Annotated in this window: 13 protein-coding genes; 7 read left to right on the top strand and 6 right to left on the bottom strand. The window is 72.2% G+C overall.

Annotated features, from left to right (window positions below):
* The first annotated feature begins 263 nt into the window (after positions 1-263).
* On the top strand, positions 264-461 hold the full coding sequence (locus IH45_RS0109560) for a hypothetical protein (protein WP_030664444.1): 198 nt from the start codon (positions 264-266) through the stop codon (positions 459-461).
* A gap of 60 nt (positions 462-521) precedes the next feature.
* Here IH45_RS0109560 and IH45_RS0109555 read toward each other — a convergent pair whose 3' ends face one another.
* The 5 genes from IH45_RS0109555 to IH45_RS0109535 form a co-directional block, all read right to left on the bottom strand.
* Complete coding sequence (locus IH45_RS0109555; RefSeq protein WP_030664441.1) at positions 522-1421, bottom strand: endo alpha-1,4 polygalactosaminidase; 900 nt, start codon at positions 1419-1421, stop codon at positions 522-524.
* Complete coding sequence (locus tag IH45_RS0109550; RefSeq protein ID WP_030664438.1) at positions 1418-2113, bottom strand: spherulation-specific family 4 protein; 696 nt, start codon at positions 2111-2113, stop codon at positions 1418-1420. The genes IH45_RS0109555 and IH45_RS0109550 overlap by 4 nt, the downstream gene beginning before the upstream one ends.
* Before the next feature lie 199 nt (positions 2114-2312).
* Positions 2313-3776: a hypothetical protein gene (locus IH45_RS0109545; RefSeq protein ID WP_030664435.1), complete on the bottom strand. Its 1464-nt coding sequence runs from the start codon at positions 3774-3776 to the stop codon at positions 2313-2315.
* Entirely contained in the window at positions 3773-5275 is a 1503-nt protein-coding gene (gene pelF, locus IH45_RS0109540) for a GT4 family glycosyltransferase PelF (protein ID WP_032917100.1), read from the bottom strand. Before pelF ends, IH45_RS0109545 begins: the two co-directional genes overlap by 4 nt.
* A gap of 625 nt (positions 5276-5900) precedes the next feature.
* Positions 5901-7991: a hypothetical protein gene (locus IH45_RS0109535; protein WP_030664427.1), complete on the bottom strand. Its 2091-nt coding sequence runs from the start codon at positions 7989-7991 to the stop codon at positions 5901-5903.
* 363 nt (positions 7992-8354) lie between these two features.
* Here IH45_RS0109535 and IH45_RS0109530 point away from each other — a divergent pair, with 363 nt between their 5' ends.
* The 6 genes from IH45_RS0109530 to IH45_RS0109505 all read left to right on the top strand — a co-directional run bounded on the left by IH45_RS0109530 (position 8355) and on the right by IH45_RS0109505 (position 18313).
* Positions 8355-9902 (top strand): leucyl aminopeptidase, encoded by a 1548-nt coding sequence (locus IH45_RS0109530; protein WP_030664424.1) that lies wholly within the window; start codon positions 8355-8357, stop codon positions 9900-9902.
* A gap of 347 nt (positions 9903-10249) precedes the next feature.
* Positions 10250-11638: a dihydrolipoyl dehydrogenase gene (gene lpdA, locus IH45_RS0109525; RefSeq protein WP_030664421.1), complete on the top strand. Its 1389-nt coding sequence runs from the start codon at positions 10250-10252 to the stop codon at positions 11636-11638.
* A 53-nt stretch (positions 11639-11691) separates the two neighbouring features.
* Positions 11692-13476: a 2-oxoglutarate dehydrogenase, E2 component, dihydrolipoamide succinyltransferase gene (gene sucB / locus IH45_RS0109520; RefSeq protein WP_030664417.1), complete on the top strand. Its 1785-nt coding sequence runs from the start codon at positions 11692-11694 to the stop codon at positions 13474-13476.
* Between the two features lie 176 nt (positions 13477-13652).
* On the top strand, positions 13653-14276 hold the full coding sequence (locus IH45_RS0109515) for a GntR family transcriptional regulator (RefSeq protein WP_030664414.1): 624 nt from the start codon (positions 13653-13655) through the stop codon (positions 14274-14276).
* A 229-nt stretch (positions 14277-14505) separates the two neighbouring features.
* Positions 14506-17166: a pyruvate dehydrogenase (acetyl-transferring), homodimeric type gene (gene aceE / locus IH45_RS0109510; RefSeq protein WP_030664411.1), complete on the top strand. Its 2661-nt coding sequence runs from the start codon at positions 14506-14508 to the stop codon at positions 17164-17166.
* A 175-nt stretch (positions 17167-17341) separates the two neighbouring features.
* Positions 17342-18313: a helix-turn-helix transcriptional regulator gene (locus IH45_RS0109505; RefSeq protein WP_030664408.1), complete on the top strand. Its 972-nt coding sequence runs from the start codon at positions 17342-17344 to the stop codon at positions 18311-18313.
* 49 nt (positions 18314-18362) lie between these two features.
* On the opposite strand, the gene IH45_RS0109500 is transcribed toward IH45_RS0109505, so the two are convergent.
* Positions 18363-19310 (bottom strand): SDR family oxidoreductase, encoded by a 948-nt coding sequence (locus IH45_RS0109500; protein WP_030664406.1) that lies wholly within the window; start codon positions 19308-19310, stop codon positions 18363-18365.
* Between the last annotated feature and the right edge of the window lie 21 nt (positions 19311-19331).

Genomic DNA, 19331 nt, shown 5'->3' with positions numbered 1-19331 from the left:
GTTCCCGTTCGTCTACTCGTCCGATAGGAAGTCGGTGGCCTACGACGTGCCGCTCACTGTCGACGTGGGATACGCCGCAGCCGTGTACACCGTGAACCACACCATCGACGTTCTCCGGCAGGACAGCAGCTCCGCCAGCAGCACGGGCCCCTCACGTTCGACGCCTACAGCTCGGTCTCTTACGTGAGTTTTGCTGCTCGGCAGGGGGAATCGGTGCACGTCCGGACGTTGGGCCCGCGGTGACCCAGCTCTAAGTTGGACCGGTGGAACACGCCGATCAGCCCCAGCGCATGTCCGAGGCCGAGATGGCGCAGCTCCGCCAGCTCCTGCGGCGCTACTGTGCGCAGGAGCTCGACCAGTGGGAGGCATTGCGGACGGAGACGCCGTACGGGTCCGTCTACATCACCCTGAGCCGGGGGCGGCCGGAGGGGACGGACGAGAGCGCGTACCGGCCGTTGTAGGCGCCCCGCCCGAGGCCCCGCCGGAGCCCGGCGCCAAGCCGACGCCCAGTGCCCGCGCCATCAGCAGGTCTGCCGCCAAGCGTCCAAATGGAGCCGCTTCTGCATGGAGCTGAGCCCCAGGCTCTTGGAGTTGCGGCAGAAGCGGGCGGCCTGGAGTTCGTATTCGACGTGGAATACGGCCTTGTCGGCCTTGATGAAGGGGGTCATCTTGGCGCACTCGTCGTACTGGGCGCACTGCTCGTTGACGGCGAAGTCGAAGTCGCCGACGAGCTGGGGGATCTGGTCGAGGTCGTTCTTGAGGCCGACCGACATGCCCCGGTCGTGGGCCAGCTTGGCGATCATGCGGTTGAAGGCGAGCTGGTCGCCGGCCGTCAGGTCGAAGCCGGTGTCGTTCTTGTAGCCGTCGACGTTGTCCGGCTCGACGGCGTCGAAGCCCTTGTCGCGGCACATGTCGAAGCGCTTCGCCATCAGCGGGCGCAGCACGTCCAGGCGCCGGATGTCGAGCCACTTCTCGCCCTTCCAGCCGTTCTCCTCGCCGATGACGTCCTTGGGGAAGTGGCGGGCGTCCGGGCGGAAATCCTCGTAGGCGCCGACGCTGATGTAGCAGATGGCCTTGCGGCCGCGCTGGTGGAGGTCGGCGACCGTGGCCGCCTCCTGGTTGAAGCCGTCGATGTCGTAGACGGGCGCGTCGACGGACAGGTCGAGCTTTCCGGTGAGCTGCCACTGCCAGGCGACGCCGGGCTCGGGGCGCCAGACGGGCTTGTGCGTACCGCCGCCGGGGCTGCCGGAGGCGCTCGGCGTACCGGAACCGCTCGGGCCGCCGGTGCCGGGGCTCGCGCCGTGGCTGGGCTTGCCGTCCGGGCCGGTCGGTATCTGGGAGCAGGCGGTGGTGATCAGGAGAAGCGCGCCGAGGAGGAGCGGCATTCTCTTGCGGAAGCGCAGGGGGCGCGGGGACGTCATCGGGGGGTCTCCAGGAAGGGGGGAAGGGCGTCCCAGGGGTGCGGCGCGGTGCCGGGGACGGCGCAGTGCACGGCGGCCCCGCGCTGCCGGGTCAGCTCGGCGGCGGCCTCCGCGCAGGTCTCGGGAAGGCCGTGGATGAGGTGGCAGAACCGTTCGGGCGGGTGGTGGGCGGTCCACGCCGGGATCTCGGCGTTCTCGTACGCCGCCCAGCTGTTCTCGAAGGTGACCAGCAGGTCGGCGAAGTCGAGGTAGCGGGGGTGCGGGTGGAGGCCGTGGTTGAGGACGACGGTGCCGGCCCCGGCGGCGCGCGCGGCGACCGTCAGACGGCTGTAGTGCGCCAGGAGACCGGCGTCGGCGGCGGCCTGGTCGAAGAACGCGCCGTCGGCCCCGTACCAGTCGCGGTGCCGCAAGAGGTCCTGGGCGACGGCCGCGTGCGGGCGGCGTCCGTAGTCGGTGTCCGTGTAGCCGAGGATGCGTACGCCCGCCTGCCGCAACCGCCGGGCGACCTCGGCGAAGTCCCGGTCGGGGGCGGTGCCGGGGCCGCTGGCCGGGTTGAGCACCACGCCGTAGAGGTCGGGCGCCGCCGCGATCAGCCGCCGCCAGGCGTCCGGGCGTTCGGCCGGGTGCTCGTAGAGCGGGACCAGCAGCTGGCGGGAGGGCGGACGGGGCTGTCGCGAGGACGGCCGGGTCATGGTTCGTGGGCTCCTGTCGGAAATGGGGCGAGATGCTGAGGATACGAGTACGGGCCACGGGATGCGGACCCGGCGCCGGTTACCGGCCAACGAGCGGAGCGCGGGGAGGGGTTGGGCCGGAGGCGCGGGCGGCGGGCGAGCTGCCCGTCCGCCGCCCGGCCCCGGCACCGGCCTCGGCCCCGGCCCCGGCCCCGGCCCCTCAACGGTGAGCCGTGGCCCGTCCCAGCAACACGGAGACCAGCCCGCCCAGAGCCAGCGCGGCAACCCCGCAGACGAGCAGCTGCGCCACAGCCGGAGACAGCGGCCCGGTCACCAGGAGAATCGTTTGAGCAACCGCGGCCGCACCGCACACCGCCGCCGCGACCGGCACCGCCCCGAACGCCTGGAGGAGCAGCGCGGTCCACAGCACCATGCCCAGGCACAGCAGCCCCAGCGCATGCGCCCAGTCCATCGGCGGCCCCTGCCGCCACACCAGGCTCCCGACGCCGCCGAGCAGCGCGAGCACCGCGAGGTAGCAGGCCAGACAGCCGGCCAGCGCGCCGGAGGTGGCGCGCCAGAACGCGGCAAAGGTGGTGCTGGCGCGCAGCCCGGCCACCGCACGGCTGCGGTAGCGGTACAGCAGCCATTCGGCCGGGCCCATGCTGAGCGTGAGGGCCACCGCCGCGGGCGCCGCGACCTCGGCGTGCGCCCCGTACCGCAGGACGTCGCCGAGCGCCGTGTGCAGCACCAGGACGCCGATGGCCAGGCCGAAGAGCCCGTACGGCACGGAGGCCACCGCCCGCGGCGCCGGGCCGTCGTGCCGGGGCTCGCTGCGGCAGCGCCACACGGTGACGGCGGCCAGCGCCAGCGCCGCGCCGAGCGACAGCACGAGCAGCCCTTCCCGTACGGGATCGGGCGGTACGTACACCGCCATCAGCGCGGCACCGAGCCCGACCGGGGCCAGCGCGCACAGCAGCCACCGCTCCTTGCCGAAGACGAGCAGCGCGGTGGCCGCGCCCAGGTAGACCGCCTGGCCGGCGGCGAAGGCCACCGCGCCGGGGGCGTCCGAGTCGGCGGCGCCGACCACCCAGGCGACGCCCGCCCCGAACAGCGCGCCCAGCGGCGCGCCGACGGCCAGGGAGCGGGCGGCGGGCCACCGTTCGCCCAGGCCCAGCCAGGAGTACGCGCGGTGGGCGAGCGCCTGGTTCCAGACCCACCCGGCCAGGGCGCCCGCCAGCAGCGGGAGGGTGCCGGCGGGCAGCCCGTGGGAGTCCGGCGGCCCGGACAGCAGGTGGGATCCGACGACGTACGCGAGGCCCGGCAGGGCGAAGACCAGGGCGCGCAGCAGGCAGCCGAACAGGCTGACCCGCCAGGGGTCGGTGAGGACGCGGTCCGGTTCCGGATAGCGGCGCGGCACGCGTTCGTACAGTTCCTCGGCGAGGGCGAAGGAGTTCTCGCGCCCGTAGGTGAGCTTGATCTGGTCGTCGCTCATGCCGTCGGACTCGATGATGGCGGCGATCTCGTCGGGGTGGACGGCGGCGGCGATCAGGTCGCCCATCCGCGCGGCGAGTTCGTCGACCGGATCGGGCGCGGCCCAGTGCGGTCGCTGGGGGCGCGGGACGTCCGGCAGGTCGTCCGTACGCCCCTTGCCCTCCCCGGGGACCAGCCACAGGGGTCCGCTCACCAGCCGCCCCCGTCAGCGGCGAGCGTGGGGCGCCACGGGCCGCGCAGTTGGAGGGTCCACTCCTCCCGGGACTCCTGCGTCTCCTGCGCCTGCTGGGCGGCGCCGTCGAGTTCGCGGTAGATGGTGCGGAAGCCGTCGACCGAGCGGCGCAGCGTGAACTGGTCGATCACCCGCTGCCGGGCCCGGCTGCCGAGTTCGGCGCGCTTCTCCCAGCCGCCCTTGAGCAGTTCCAGGGTGGCCTTGGCCATCGCCTCCGGTTCCCGCGGCGGGACCACGAGCCCGGTGTCGCCGACCGCCTCGCGCACCCCGCCGACATCGGTCGAGACCGTCGAACGGCCGCAGGACATGGCCTCTATCAGGCTGAACGGGAAGCCCTCGGAGATGCTGGAGAGCATGACGATGCTGCCGGCCGCGTAGGCGCGGGCCACGTCGTCGATGCGCCCCTCCCAGCTGAGCCCGTCGGTCACGCCGAGCGAGGCGGCCAGCTTCTCGCAGCGGGTCTTGTACGCCTCGCCGCCGGCCGGCACCCCGCCGAACAGCCGCAGCCGCAGGTTGGGGACCTCGGCGCGGCACAGCGCGTAGGCGCGGATGAGGGTTTCCAGGTCCTTGATCGGGTCGATGCGCCCGGCCCAGCTCAGCGTCGGGTCGTCCGGCTCCTGCTCGGCGTGCGGGAAGAGCTGTACGTCGACGCCGTTGTAGACGGTACGTATCTTCTCGGGCGGGGTGCCGCCGCGCTCCTCCCAGCGGGTGTTGTACTTGTTGCACGGGGTGATCAGGTCGGCGGCCCGGTAGCTCTCGATCGTCAGCTGCCGGTAGAAGCCGAGCATCAGGGCCTTGACGGGCCAGCGCTGGGCGTCGCGGCGGTAGCCGAGGTAGCGCTCGCGCAGGTAGATGCCGTGCTCGGTGAGCAGGAACGGTACGCCGTCGAACTCCTTGGCGGCGAGCGCGGGCAGGCAGGCCAGCCCGTTGCTGACTGCGTGCGCGACGCTGTCCTCCGGGATCCGTACGGCCAGCGGGCGCAGCGCGTGTTCCAGCAGGTCGGTGGCGGTCAGCGCGTCGTGGACGGTGGGCTCGGCGGCGCGGGTGGCGACGTGCGGCAGGGTCCAGATCCACATCAGGGAGCGCAGCGCGGTCTCGGTGCGCAGCGCGGCGCTGAGCCGCCCTTCGCGGGCGAGCGTGGCGAGGGCGTACAGCTCGGTGCCGAAGTCGGTGCAGGACTGCGGGTCGAGCATGGAGAGCAGGAAGCGCTCGTAGGTGTCGACGAAGCGACGGCGCTCGCGGCCCCGGAGGCCCGCGGTCCGGCGGCCCGGCTGCGGGCCCCACATCGGCACCGAGGACTGCGCGTAGACGTTGGAGGGCAGGTCCCAGGTCACCGGTTCCCGGCCGCTGCCGGTGAGCGCGATGACGTTGAAGCGGACTTCGGGCATGCCCCGTACGAGCTGGTCGCACCAGGTGGAGACGCCACCGTGGACGTGCGGATAGGTGCCCTCGGTCAGCATGGTGACATGCCGGCCGGGCTGTGGCGCGTCGTCCGGCTGCGGACTTCGGCTGCCGACCTCGTACAGGGTTGCGTTCATGGCAAATCCCCCCCGGGAACATAGGTGCTGGGTGGAGCGGTGTGGGGCGCGCGGGCACGGGTGCTGCGGGCGCCGTGCGGGCGCGGTGGTGCGGCCGGCGGCCGTGCCGGCCTGGTGCGGCGTGCGGGCGCGGTCTGCGGGGACGTACGCGGGCACGCCGGTGCGGCGGACCGGCGCCGGTATACGGGCACGCCCGCTGGGCACCGGCGCGGACGCGTCCGTACCCGCGCGTCCGTACCGGCGCCTGAAGACGGGTGCGCCCTGCTGCACCGGTGCGTCGGTGCGGGCGCGATGAGTCTGTGCGGTGGGAGCTGTGCGGTGTCGATGGTGCGTGGTGGTGCGGTGCTGCGGGTGCGGCCGCGCGCGGGCGGCGGTTCGGGTGCGCGCGCGGGGCCGTGGTGCGGCGTCGTGGGGTGCTGCGTGCGTGCGGGCGGACAGGGGCCGGTCGGGGACGGCGGTCGCTGCGGTGCGGGTACGCGACGGACGCCGGCCGCCCGGTCCCGGTCCGCCGGGCCCGAACAGCGGGCCGGGCGGTACCGGGGACGCGTCAGGCGGTCGTCGGAAGCTTGAGCGTGATGGCCGCTCCGGGCGACTGCGCTGTGGCCCACTCCGATACCCGTCCGGCATAGCGAGTGCCGAAATCCGCGGTCCCATTCGGGAGTTGTGTTCTGGTTCCGTCGGGCATCGTAGCCGCAGCCGCCACTCCGTCCGGCGACGTGATGGTGACAGTGTCGCCAATTCTGTATGCCGTCACCGAACCGGCGTCCAGGGCCTTCTGCCAGGCCGCACGCTGCTGCATCTCGCGTCCGATGTCCCGGTGGCGCTGGTTGACGACCGGCGTGTCGTCGGCGAAGAACCCGCGATAGTCGGCCAGAACTTTGTCCAGAACCGGATAGGCGATCCGGTCCTCGGCGAGGTTCGACTGGTGGATGTAGTGCGGGCGCGGGTCGTTGGCCAGAGCATGCCCGAGAGCGGTGCGCGCCTCCTGCGGGACGATGTACGAGGCGTAGCCGGTGGAGGTCGGCAGGGGGGCGGGCAGACAGGTCGAGTTGGGGTCGGTCTCGCAGATCCCGCTGCCGCCGTCCGCCTTGCTGGTGTAGATCCAGTTGTACTCGTCGGTCTCCTCGGCCGCCTTGGCCGCGTTGTAGAACACGTTCATCGGGTAGCGCGGCACGGTCAGCGCCGGGCCGGCCTGCCGCTGCACGGACTCCCGCGAGTTGTCGCTGGCGAGCCACTTGACGCCGGTGGCGGTGAGCGCCGGGCCGAGGTTGGGGTTGTCCTGCGGCTGCTGCGGCGTGGACTTCAGTCCGGAGTGCTCGCCGGTGACCAGTTCCGAGGCGTCCACGTCCAGGCCCTTGGCCACACCCCAGGCGTGGTTCTTCTCGATCTCCGCGGTGATCTCGGCGCGGCTGACCCACCGCGTCTGGCCGAACCAGTCCTTGGCGCAGCGCCAGGGCACGGTCGAGGTGTCCTGCACACAGCCGAGGAAGGGGTGGGTGTAGGTGTGGTTGACCCACCGGTAGGCGGCCTTGTCGGCGATCAGCCGGTCGGCGAGCGCGTCCCGGCCGCCGTGCTCGGCCTTCCACTCCTCGCCGGAGCCCGCGTTGTAGACCATGTCGAGCTGGTAGCCGCGGTCGCGCTGCCACTGGGCGGCGTACGCGGCGTCCGCCTCGGTCATCCGGATCTGCGCGGTGTCCGGCACGCCCGGCGGGCAGTCGAAGTCCCCGGGGGTGCAGTTGTTGACGACGTCCCAGCGGGAGTCCGGCGCGAAGATGTCGTCGACCTGTACGGAGAAGTAGTTACGGCTCTGGCCCAGGTGGACGCCCTGCGTCAGCCAGTCCACGATGCCCCGGGCGAGCAGCCGGAACTGCTGCTGGTAACGATTCTGCGCGAAGGTGACGACCAGCTCCCGGCGGCCGTCGCGGGCGTATTCGCCGATCAGTGAGCCGCGCGCGGAGCTGCCGGGCACCGGCGCGTCCAGGTACGTCGTGAACGTCGCGCCCGCGGGCGGGTTCGCGACCGGCTGGGCGATGTAGCCGTACGACTCGGAGACCTTCGGGTCGGCGTCCTCGAAGGGCACCGCGCCCTTGAGGTAGCCGAACGGCCCGGTCCTGCCCGCGTCGGTGGTGCGGGTGGCGAAGCCGTCCAGCACCCCCGCGTAGCCGCCCTCGTCGGGCGTGCGCAGGCCGACGTCGGGCCGCGCGTAGGTGTAGGCGTCCACCTGCGGGATCTTGTACGTGGTCTCGTACGCCTTCAGGGCCGCCAGCTCAGGGGACGATGCGCTGCCGAAGGGGTTGTCGTTCGGCAGCACCACGCCCTGGAACTTGGCGCGCGGCCGGCCGTCCACGGTGTCGCTGAGGTACGCCGCGTCGATCACCGGGCGGCCGGAGGCCGTCAGGTCGACGGTCGTGTACGGGATGCCCTGGCTGCGCAGTTCGCTGACGATGGCGTCGGTGGTGTCGCCGCCGTCGGAGACCACGAGCACCCGCAGGTCGATGCGGGGCGCCTCGGCGGCGGCCGGCGCCGCCTGCGCGGCGGGCGTGCTCACCAACGCCAGCGGCAACGCGGTGACGAACGCCGTGGCGAGCGCCGTGAGAACTCTGGCCGGTCTGATCGAAGACTTGACGTTGCTGCCCATGGGCGCAGTCCCTTCCCCCCGGAAGTCCCCCTGCTTCCGGAAGCGCACCGGGCAGGCTCGTGCTCATCATGCGAAGGTTCGCGGGCATGTATCCCACAGTCACCACGACTGTGACGCACGTCTCATTCGTCGCACGGGAATTGACGGCGGAACCCGGCACGCCGGACCGGCCGCGTTTCCCGTGAAACCGGCAACTTCCGCACGGCTGTGCCGCGTTGGGGTCAGTGGTACGGATGGTGAAGATGTGACAGGACGGTCGATAGGGCATCAAGCGGTTACGGGCGGCGGGCCCAAGCGTAGGCTCGGCCGCAGCAGCGCCCTGGGCGCGAACGGATTCCCGGACGGAACAGGACCTTCATCACCGTGACTGCACTGACCCTCAGCACATCCTCCGCCGCGACGTTGCGCGCGGACGCCATCGTCGTCGGGGTGGCCAAGGGCGCCAAGGGCGCCGTGCTGGCCCCCGGCGCCGAGGCCGCGGACAAGGCGTTCGACGGCAAGCTCGCCGCCGTACTGGAGACCCTCGGCGCGAGCGGCGCCGAGGGCGAGGTGACCAAGCTGCCCGCCGCCTCCGGTCTGAAGGCCGCGGTCGTGCTGGCGGTCGGTCTGGGCGAGGCCCCGGCCGAGGACGCGGAGTACGACGCCGAGGCCCTGCGCCGCGCCGCGGGCTCCGCCGCCCGCGCCCTGACCGGCAGCAAGAAGGCCGCCTTCGCGCTGCCCGCGGAGGACGCCGAGGCCGTCGCGGCGATCTCCGAGGGCGCGCTGCTCGGCGCGTACGCCTTCACCGCGTACCGCAGCAACGGCGGTGACGCGAAGGCCGCCCGCGGCGCCAAGAAGGCCGACGGCAAGTCGGCGCCGCTCGCCGAGGTGGCGATCCTCGGCGGCAAGCCGCGCGACAAGGCCCACAAGGCCGCCGTCGAGCGGGCCCAGACGCTGGCCGCCGAGGTCAACCGCGCCCGCGACCTGATCAACACCCCCTCCAACGACCTCACCCCGAAGTCCTTCGCCGCGCAGGCCCAGGCCGCCGCGAAGGAGTTCGGCCTCAAGGTCGAGGTGCTGGACGAGAAGGCCCTGACCAAGGGCGGCTACGGCGGCCTGATGGGCGTCGGCCAGGGCTCGGAGAACCCGCCGCGCCTGGTGCGGATCGGCTACACCCACGCGAAGGCCGAAAAGACCCTGGCGCTCGTCGGCAAGGGCATCACCTACGACTCGGGCGGCATCTCCCTGAAGCCGGCCGGCCACAACGAGACCATGAAGTGCGACATGAGCGGTGCCGCCGCGGTGTTCGCCGCGGTCGTGGCCGCCGCCCGGCTGGGTCTGCGGGTCAACGTCACCGGCTGGCTGGCGCTGGCCGAGAACATGCCGTCCGGCGGCGCGCTGCGCCCCGGCGACGTGCTGACCATGTACAGCGGCAAGACGGTCGAGGTGCTGAACACCGACGCCGAGGGCCGGCTGGTGCTGGCCGACGCGCTCACCCGCGCCTCCGAGGAGCAGCCGGACGCGATCGTGGACGTCGCCACGCTGACCGGCGCCATGGTGCTGGCGCTGGGCAACCGCACCTTCGGGATCATGGCCAACGACAACGCCTTCCGGGCGAGCGTCCACGAGATCGCGGAGGAGGCGGGCGAGCCGGCCTGGCCGATGCCGATGCCGTCCGAGCTGCGCAAGACCCTGGACTCCCCGATCGCCGACCTGAAGAACATCGGCGAGCGGGCCGGCGGCGGTCTGCTGGCCGGCGTGTTCCTGCAGGAGTTCGTCGGCGAGGGCATCCCGTGGGCGCACCTGGACATCGCCGGTCCGGCCTTCCACGAGAGCGCGCCGTTCGGCTACACCCCCAAGGGCGGCACCGGCTCCGCGGTCCGCACCCTGGTGGGCCTGGCCGAGCGCACCGCCGACGGCGACCTCGGCTGACCCCGTACGGGTTGCTCCCGATTTGCCGGTACGGCCCCGGGTACGGCGCCCGGGGCCGTACGCGCGTGTACGCCGGCCGCCGCCGCGGCTGTGCGCCGCGTGTTCGCCCTTGACGAAATTCGTACGCGCCTACGCCGGAGTAACCGCCGACGCAACCCCCGGGAACGGCCATCCTGCCGTCCCACAGCCCGGCCCGCCGTCCCGCCCGCGTTCAACAAGTGCGAAGATGGGTTCTTGGCAGGACAGGGCCCCCCTTACCCAGGGCCGATCCAAGAAGCGGCCGATCAACAGCCGCCGCCCGGTCACCGACGACCGGCTCCGGCGTACCCATGCATGGAGGACGTGACGTGGCGAACGACGCCAGCACCGTTTTCGACCTAGTGATCCTCGGAGGCGGTAGCGGCGGTTACGCCGCTGCCCTGCGCGGGGCCCAGCTGGGCCTGGACGTCGCCCTGATCGAGAAGAACAAGCTCGGCGGCACCTGCCTGCACAACGGCTGCATCCCCACCAAGGCCCTGCTGCACGCCGGCGAGATCGCGGACCAGGCCCGCGAAGCCGCGCAGTTCGGTGTCAAGGCCACCCTCGACGGCATCGACATCGAGGGCGTCCACAAGTACAAGGACGAGGTCATCTCGGGCCTGTACAAGGGTCTGCAGGGCCTGGTCGCCTCGCGCAAGGTCACCTACATCGAGGGCGAGGGCCGGCTGTCCTCCCCCACCTCCGTCGACGTCAACGGTCAGCGCGTCCAGGGCCGCCACATCCTGCTGGCGACCGGCTCCGTGCCGAAGTCCCTGCCGGGCCTGAACATCGACGGCGACCGGATCATCTCCTCGGACCACGCGCTGAAGCTGGACCGCGTGCCGAAGTCCGCGATCGTGCTGGGCGGCGGCGTCATCGGCGTCGAGTTCGCCTCCGCGTGGAAGTCCTTCGGCACCGACGTGACCATCGTCGAGGGCCTCAAGCACCTCGTCCCGGTCGAGGACGAGAACAGCTCGAAGCTGCTGGAGCGGGCCTTCCGCAAGCGCGGCATCAAGTTCAACCTCGGCACCTTCTTCGACAAGGCCGAGTACACCCAGGACGGCGTCAAGGTCACGCTGGCCGACGGCAAGTCCTTCGAGGCCGAGGTGCTGCTGGTCGCCATCGGCCGCGGCCCGGTCTCCCAGGGCCTGGGCTACGAGGAGGCCGGGGTCGCCATGGACCGCGGCTACGTCCTGGTCGACGAGTACATGCGGACCAACGTGCCGACGATCTCGGCCGTCGGTGACCTCGTCCCCACCCTCCAGCTCGCGCACGTCGGCTTCGCCGAGGGCATCCTGGTGGCGGAGCGGCTGGCCGGTCTCAAGACCGTGCCGATCGACTACGACGGCGTGCCGCGCGTGACGTACTGCCACCCCGAGGTCGCTTCGGTGGGCATCACCGAGGCGAAGGCCAAGGAGCTGTACGGTGCCGACAAGGTCGTCGCTCTGAAGTACAACCTCGCGGGCAACGGCAAGAGCAAGATCCTCAAGACCGCGGGCGAGATCAAGCTCGTCCAGGTCAAGGACGGTGCCGTGGTCGGCGTCCACATGGTCGGTGACCGCATGGGCGAGCAGGTCGGCGAGGCCCAGCTGGTCTACAACTGGGAGGCCCTGCCGGCCGAGGTTGCGCAGCTCATCCACGCGCACCCGACGCAGAACGAGGCGCTCGGCGAGGCCCACCTGGCCCTGGCCGGCAAGCCTCTGCACTCCCACGACTGATCCCGGTCCGGGCGCGACCACCCATCCGTTTTTCGTAAGGAGCAAGAGAAACCATGGCGGTTTCCGTAACCCTTCCGGCGCTCGGCGAGAGCGTCACCGAGGGCACCGTCACCCGCTGGCTGAAGGCCGAGGGTGAGCGCGTAGAGGCCGACGAGCCCCTGCTGGAGGTGTCGACCGACAAGGTCGACACCGAGATCCCCGCCCCCGCCGCCGGCGTGCTGGCCTCCATCAAGGTGGCCGAGGACGAGACCGTCGAGGTCGGCGCCGAGCTGGCGATCATCGACGACGGCAGCGGCGCGCCCGCGGCCGAGTCCGCCCCGGCGCAGGCCGAGGCGCCTGCCGAGGCCCCGGCTCAGCCCGAGCCCGCCGCGGCTCCGGCCCAGGAGGCCCCCAAGCAGGAGGCTCCGGCTCCGGCCGAGGCCCCGGCCGGCGGCGCCCAGGGCACCGACGTCGTCCTCCCCGCGCTCGGCGAGAGCGTCACCGAGGGCACCGTCACCCGCTGGCTCAAGGAGGTCGGCGAGGAGGTGGCCGAGGACGAGCCGCTGCTGGAGGTCTCCACCGACAAGGTCGACACCGAGATCCCCGCCCCCACCGCCGGCACCCTGCTGGAGATCCTGGTGGGCGAGGACGAGACCGCCGAGGTCGGCGCCAAGCTGGCCGTCATCGGCCAGAAGGGTGCTGCCCCGGCGCAGGCCGAGGCCCCGGCCGCGCCCGCGCCCGCCCCCGCCCAGGAGGCTCCGAAGCAAGAGGCCCCCAAGCAGGAGGCCCCGGCTCCGGCCGCCGCCCCGCAGGCGCCCACCACCCCGGCGCCGCAGCAGGTCACCACCCCGGCTCCGGACCCGGTTCCGGCCGCCCCGGCGCCGGCTCCGGCCGCCGCCCCCGTCACCCCGGCCCCGGCCGCGGGTGAGGCGGACGCCGCGTACGTCACCCCCCTGGTCCGCAAGCTGGCCCAGGAGAGCGGCGTCAACCTGGCCACGGTCAAGGGCACCGGCGTCGGTGGCCGCATCCGCAAGCAGGACGTCATCGCCGCCGCCGAGGCCGCCAAGCAGGCCGCCCCGGCCGCTGCCGCCGCCCCGGCCGCCGCGTCGAAGGCCCCGGCCATCGAGGCGTCGCCGCTGCGCGGCCAGACGGTGAAGATGCCGCGGATGCGCAAGGTCATCGGCGACAACATGATGAAGGCCCTGCACGGCCAGGCGCAGCTGACCTCCGTGGTCGAGGTGGACATCACCAAGATCATGCGGATGCGCAACAAGGCCAAGGACGCCTTCGCGCAGCGTGAGGGCGTCAAGCTCTCCCCGATGCCGTTCTTCGTCAAGGCCGCCGTCCAGGCGCTGAAGGCCCACCCGGTCGTCAACGCCCGGATCAACGAGGACGAGGGCACGATCACCTACTTCGACACCGAGAACGTCGGTATCGCGGTGGACGCGGAGAAGGGCCTGATGACCCCGGTCATCAAGGGTGCGGGCGACCTGAACATCGCCGGCATCGCCCGCAAGACCGCGGAGCTGGCCGGCAAGGTCCGCTCCAACAAGATCACCCCGGACGACCTCGCCGGCGCGACCTTCACGATCAGCAACACCGGCTCGCGCGGTGCGCTGTTCGACACGGTCATCGTGCCGCCGAACCAGGTCGGCATCCTGGGCATCGGTGCCACCGTCAAGCGCCCGGTGGTCGTCGACCACCCGGAGCTGGGCGAGACCATCGCCGTGCGCCACATGACCTACCTGGCGCTCTCCTACGACCACCGCCTGGTGGACGGTGCCGACGCGGCCCGTTACCTGACGACGGTCAAGCAGATCCTGGAGGCCGGCGAGTTCGAGACCGAGATCGGTCTCTGAGCACGGCAGCCACCACATAGGTGTGCAGGGTCGGCCCCGGTTCGTACGAGTTCGTACGAGCCGGGGCCGACCCGTTTTCGTTGCACGGATAATGGCCGTCCTGCGGTGGTCTCCCGTACCGCCTTCCGGCGCGGGCACCCGGCCGCCGTCTGCCGCACGCTCTGAAGGAGCACGTCATGACCCCGCCCGTCGTCCATTCGCTCCGCGAGCAGATCCGCGAGCACATCCTCGAAGGGATCGTCAGCGGCCGCTGGCAGCCCGGCGAGCGGATCGTGGAACGGCGGATCGCGGTCGAGCTGGAGGTCAGCCAGACGCCCGTACGGGAGGCGCTGCGCGAGCTGGAGTCGCTCCAGCTGATCGAGTCGGCCCCGAACAAGGGAGTCCGGGTACGGAATCTGACCGCCGACGACCTCAAGGAGAGCTACCCGGTGCGGGCCGGGCTGGAGCAGGTGGCCGCGGAGCTGGCCGCCGGGCGGCTGGCCGAGGACACCGCGGCGCTGGACCGGGAGGTGGCGGCGCTGTGCGAGGCGGACCGGCACGGCGACGGCGAGGCGCAGGTGCGGCACACGGTCGCCTTCCACCGCGAGATCGTGCGCGCCGCCCGCAACGCCGTCCTGCTGCACACCTGGGAGTCGCTGGGCATCGAGGTGTGGACCACGCTCTCCATCCGCTGGTTCAGCCCGGAGCCGCGCTCGCACGCGCGCGACCACCAGGAGATCGTGGACGCGTTCCGGCGGCGTGACCCGAGGATCGGCGAGCTGCTGAAGACCCATGTGCTCAGTTGCGCGCCCAGGGTCTGAACCCGCAGGTCGGCGCAGGTTTCACGACGCTTCACCTACGAATCGGAGCCGCAGGCAGCCTGGCACCCCGTGCCTAAAAGGCTGGCACCCCGTGCCGACCTGCGGTTTTTCCTTCAACTTGCGTTGATCGATCATCGATCAGAGGCGTATCGTTCCTCGGTGGGGCGCGACACCCCTGCCTGCCAAGCACTCATCGCACCTCCCTCCTCCGTCCGGAAAGGGGCCACCCATGCCCGATCCCGTACGCATGCCGTACAGCCAGCTCGACCAGGTCCCGGACCGTGACCCGGAGGAGACGGCCGAGTGGCGCGCGTCCCTGGACGCCGTCACGAAGGCGGCAGGGGAGCACCGTGCCGCCTATCTGATGCGCCGTGCCGTGGAGCACACCGGTGCCCCGGGCCTCGCGCCGCTCGAAACCGACTACGTCAACACCATCCCGACCGCCGCCGAGCCCGAGTTCCCGGGCGACGAGGCGATGGAGGCCCGGATCACGGCGTGGAACCGCTGGAACGCGGCCGCCATGGTCACCCGCGGCTCCCGCCTCGGCCTCGGCGGCCACATCGCCACCTTCGCCTCGGCGGCCTGGCTCTACGAGACCGGCTTCCAGCACTTCTTCCGCGGCAAAGAGGCGGACGGCAGCGGCGACCAGCTCTACATCCAGGGCCACGCCTCCCCCGGCATCTACGCCCGCGCCTTCCTCGAAGGCCGCCTCACCGAGGACCAGCTCGACCGCTTCCGCCAGGAGGCGGCCGGTGACGGCCTGCCCTCGTACCCGCACCCGCGGCGCCTGCCCTGGCTGTGGGAGTTCCCCACCGTCTCCATGGGCCTGGGCCCGCTCTCCGCGATCTACCAGGCGCGCTTCAACCGCTACCTGGAGCACCGCGGCATCAAGGACACCGCGAACTCCCACGTATGGGCGTTCCTCGGCGACGGCGAGATGGACGAGCCCGAGTCGACGGCCGCACTGGCGCTGGCCGGCCGCGAGGGCCTGGACAACCTGACCTTCGTCATCAACTGCAACCTGCAGCGCCTGGACGGCCCGGTCCGCCCCAACTACAAGATCGTTCAGGAGCTGGAGGCCCAGTTCCGCGCCGCGGGCTGGAACGTCATCAAGTCCCTGTGGGGCCGGGCCTGGGACGAGATCTTCGCCCAGGACTTCGACGGCGCCCTGCTGCGCCGCCTGCGCGAGACCCCGGACGCGCAGTTCCAGACGTACGCCACCCGCGACGCCGCCTACCTGCGCGAGCACTTCTTCGGCTCCGACCCGGCGCTCGGCCGCATCGCCCAGGGCCTGTCGGACGCCAAGCTGCTGGAGCTGTTCCAGACCTCCCGCGCCGGCCACGAGCCGCGCAAGGTGTACGCCGCGTACAAGGCCGCCGTCGAGCACAAGGGCGCGCCGACCGTCATCCTGGCGCAGACCGTCAAGGGCTACACCCTCGGCGAGGGCTTCGAGTCCCGCAACGCCAACCACCAGATGAAGAAGCTCACCGGCGAGCAGTTCCGCGCCATGCGCGACCTGCTGGAGCTGCCGATCCCGGACAGCGCGCTGGACGCCGACGTGGTGCCGTACGCGCACCCCGGCGCCAACTCGCCCGAGATGGAGTACCTGCGCGAGCGCCGCGCCGCCCTCGGCGGTCCGGCCCCCGCCCGCAAGGTCGTCGCCAAGCCGCTGCCGATGCCCGCCGACAAGGCGTTCGACGCGCTGAAGAAGGGCTCGGGCTCGCAGGAGATCGCCACCACCATGGCGTTCGTCCGCCTGGTCAAGGACCTGATGCGGGACAAGGAGACCGGCAAGCGCTGGGTGCCGGTCGTACCCGACGAGGCCCGTACGTTCGGCATGGAGTCGCTGTTCCCGTCCGCCGGGCTCTACTCCCCCGTCGGCCAGACCTACGACCCGGTCGACCGCGACCAGCTCCTGTACTACAAGGAAGCCAAGGACGGCCAGATCCTCAACGAGGGCATCACGGAGGCCGGTTCGCTGGCCGACTTCACCGCGGCGGCGACCTCGTACGCCACCCACGGCGAGCCGATGATCCCGTTCTACATCTTCTACTCGATGTTCGGCTGGCAGCGCACCGCCGACCAGTTCTGGGCGCTCGCCGACCAGCTGGGCCGCGGCTTCGTCATCGGCGCCACGGCCGGCCGTACGACGATGACCGGTGAGGGCCTCCAGCACGCGGACGGCCACTCGCACCTGATCGCCTCCACCAACCCGGCGGCGCTCTCCTACGACCCGGCGTTCGCGTACGAGGTCGCGGTGATCGTCAAGGAGGGTCTGCGCCGGATGTACGGTCCGGACGCGGAGGACATCTTCTACTACCTGACGGTCTACAACGAGACCAAGGTGCAGCCCGCCATGCCGGAGGGCGTCGAGGAGGGCATCCTCAAGGGCCTGTACCGCTTCAAGGAGGCCGCCGGTGCGGCGGCCGACGCGCCGCGCCTCCAGCTGCTGGCCTCCGGCACCGCCATCCACTGGATCCTGGAGGCCCAGGAGATCCTGGCCCGTGACTGGGGCGTGGCGGCGGACATCTGGTCGGCGCCGTCCTGGACGGAGCTGCGCCGCGACGCCCTGGAGTGCGACGCCGCGCGCCTGGAGGGCGAGGACCGTATCCCGTACGTGACCCGTGCGCTGGCCGGTGCCCCCGGCCCGGTCGTGGCGGTCAGCGACTGGATGCGTGCCGTTCCGGACCAGATCGCCCCCTGGGTCGAGCAGGACTGGACCTCCGTAGGCACCGACGGCTTCGGCCTCTCCGACACCCGCGAGGCGGCCCGCCGCCACTTCGGCGTCGACGCGCAGTCGGTCGTGGTGCAGGCGCTGGCCGCGCTGGCCCGCCGCGGCGACGTGAAGGCGGAGACGGTCAAGGAGGCCAAGGAGCGGTACGGGCTGTAGTCCGGCCGGGGCGCGGCGGCACCGTCCGCCGCGCCCGCCCCACGCGCCGGGTTCCTGCCCGGCGCCCCCCGCTCCCGTGCGGAGACCACTTCAACCGCGCCCGGGGTCTCCGCACGGGATCGCTGTCGCGTACGGCGGCGGGTCAGGACGCGCCCGCGCGCGGCATGATGCAGCCATGCGCGCTGCCCGGCTGATCAGAATGGTGCTGCTCCTCCAGTCCCGCCCGTCGATGACGGCCGCCGAGCTGGCACGGGAGCTGGAGGTCTCGGAGCGTACGGTCGCCCGCGACGTGCTCTCCCTCTCCGAGGCCGGGGTGCCCGTCTACGCGGACCGCGGCCGGGCCGGTGGCTACCGCCTCATCGGCGGCTACCGCACCAGGCTCACCGGCCTCGGCCGCAGCGAAGTGGAAGCCCTCTTCCTGTCCGGCGTGCCTGCCGCACTGCGCGACATGGGCCTCGCGGACGCCGCGTCCGCCGCCCGGCTGAAGGTGTCCGCCGCCCTGTTGCCCGAGCTGCGGGACGCCGCGGACGGCGCCGCCCAGCGCTTCCACCTCGACGCGCCCGCCTGGTACCGCGAACCGGCCGCCCCGGAACTGCTGCCCGCCGTCGCCGACGCGGTCTGGGACGACCGGCGCGTGGCCGCCCGCTACCGCCGCAAGGACACCGAGGTGGAGCGGGAGTTGGAGCCGTACGGACTGGTCCTCAAGGCGGGCGTCTGGTACCTCGCGGCCCGGTCCGGCGCGGACATGCGCGTCTACCGCATCGACCGCTTCACGTCCGTCACCCTCCTCGACGACCGCTTCACCCGGGAACCGGACTTCGACCTGCCCGCCTTCTGGGCTGAGCGGGCCGCCCAGTTCGCCCGCTCGCTCCTGCGGGACGAGGTGGCCGTACGGCTGACGCCCGCGGGCGCCCGGTGGCTGCGGCACGTCACCGACCGCGCCGCCGCCGAGGAGGCCGTGGCGAAGGCGGACGGGCCCGACGAGCAGGGCCGGATCACCGTCACCCTGCCCGTCGAGTCCCTGGACGTCGCCTACGGCCAGCTGCTCGGCCTCGGCCCGGAGGCGGAGGTGCTGGCGCCGCCCGAGCTGCGGGAACGGTTCGCCGCGGCGGCGGCACGTATGCACGGCCTCTACCAGGACCGGTGAGGGGGCCTCCTCGCCGCCTACCGGTACCCGGTCGTGTCCACCGAACCGCCTACCGGTACCCCGTCGTGTCCGCCGGCTTCCCCTCCTGCTCGACCTCGGTGATGTAGCGCCAGGCGTCCGGCGCCGACCCGTCCACGTCCGTGAAGCCGTACTCCTTTGCCAGCCCGCCGCTGGAGAGCGCCTGCCCGTTGAACCGGGCCACCTCCGGATCGGCGGCCAGCGCCGCCACCGCCCGTCCGACGAACACCGGCGTCTCCGAGATCGCGAAGTGCGGGTTCTGCGCGCAGCCCGCCCGCCAGTTCTCCTCGGTGACCTTGAAGTGCGTGTCCAGCATGGCCTCCGAACGCAGCCAGCCGGGCGTCACGCACACCGCCGTGCAGCCGTACTCCGGCAGCTCCTCGGCGAGCCCCTTCGCCATCCTGATCGGCGCGCTCTTGGCCAGGTCGTAGTAGAACGGCTCCCGGTAGCGCCGGTTGAACTCCGCCGTGCCGTCCGTCACCTCCACCACCAGCCCGCCGGGCCGGCGGATCAGCAGCGGCAGCGCGAGGCTGCTGGTGACGATGTGGCTCTCCACCCCGAGCCGCAGGACGCGCAGCCCTTTCTCCAGGTCGTGCTCCCACATCTTCTTGCCCCACTCGACATGCACATCACCGCCCCACAGGTCGTTGACGAGGATGTCCAGCCGGCCCTGCTCGCGGTCGACGCGCTCGGTCAGGGCGCGTACGGCCGCCGGGTCGAGGTGGTCCGTCGGTACGGCGATGCCGGTGCCGCCGGACGGCTCTCCGGCCGCCGTCACCAGCTCGGCGGTCTCCTCGATCGTCTCGGCCGACCGGCCGACCTCGCTGATGTGCTCCCGGGTCGTACGGCCGGTGACGTAGACCGTGGCGCCGGCCCGGCCCAGCTCCACCGCCATCGCCCGGCCCGCGCCCCTGGTGGCCCCGGCGACCAGGGCGACCCTTCCGGTCAGCGGTCCTTGCGGGGTGGCCGTCCCGGCCATGGTGTCTTCTTCTCGCATGGC

Source organism: Streptomyces rimosus subsp. rimosus (assembly GCF_000720725.1).
GTDB classification, from domain to species: Bacteria; Actinomycetota; Actinomycetes; order Streptomycetales; family Streptomycetaceae; genus Streptomyces; species Streptomyces rimosus_A.
Note: the sequence above shows the minus strand (reverse complement) of the source record. Positions and strands in the feature narration are given on the sequence as shown.

Excerpts from the sequence above, each read along its gene's own strand:
- IH45_RS0109555 (WP_030664441.1), bottom strand. The coding sequence starts at position 1,421 with ATGACGTCCCCGCGCCCCCTGCGCTTCCGCAAGAGAATGCCGCTCCTC.
- IH45_RS0109550 (WP_030664438.1), bottom strand. The coding sequence starts at position 2,113 with ATGACCCGGCCGTCCTCGCGACAGCCCCGTCCGCCCTCCCGCCAGCTG.
- pelF (WP_032917100.1), bottom strand. The coding sequence starts at position 5,275 with ATGCTGACCGAGGGCACCTATCCGCACGTCCACGGTGGCGTCTCCACC.
- IH45_RS0109535 (WP_030664427.1), bottom strand. The coding sequence starts at position 7,991 with ATGGGCAGCAACGTCAAGTCTTCGATCAGACCGGCCAGAGTTCTCACG.
- sucB (WP_030664417.1), top strand. The coding sequence starts at position 11,692 with ATGGCGGTTTCCGTAACCCTTCCGGCGCTCGGCGAGAGCGTCACCGAG.
- IH45_RS0109515 (WP_030664414.1), top strand. The coding sequence starts at position 13,653 with ATGACCCCGCCCGTCGTCCATTCGCTCCGCGAGCAGATCCGCGAGCAC.
- aceE (WP_030664411.1), top strand. The coding sequence starts at position 14,506 with ATGCCCGATCCCGTACGCATGCCGTACAGCCAGCTCGACCAGGTCCCG.
- IH45_RS0109505 (WP_030664408.1), top strand. The coding sequence starts at position 17,342 with ATGCGCGCTGCCCGGCTGATCAGAATGGTGCTGCTCCTCCAGTCCCGC.
- IH45_RS0109500 (WP_030664406.1), bottom strand. The coding sequence starts at position 19,310 with ATGGCCGGGACGGCCACCCCGCAAGGACCGCTGACCGGAAGGGTCGCC.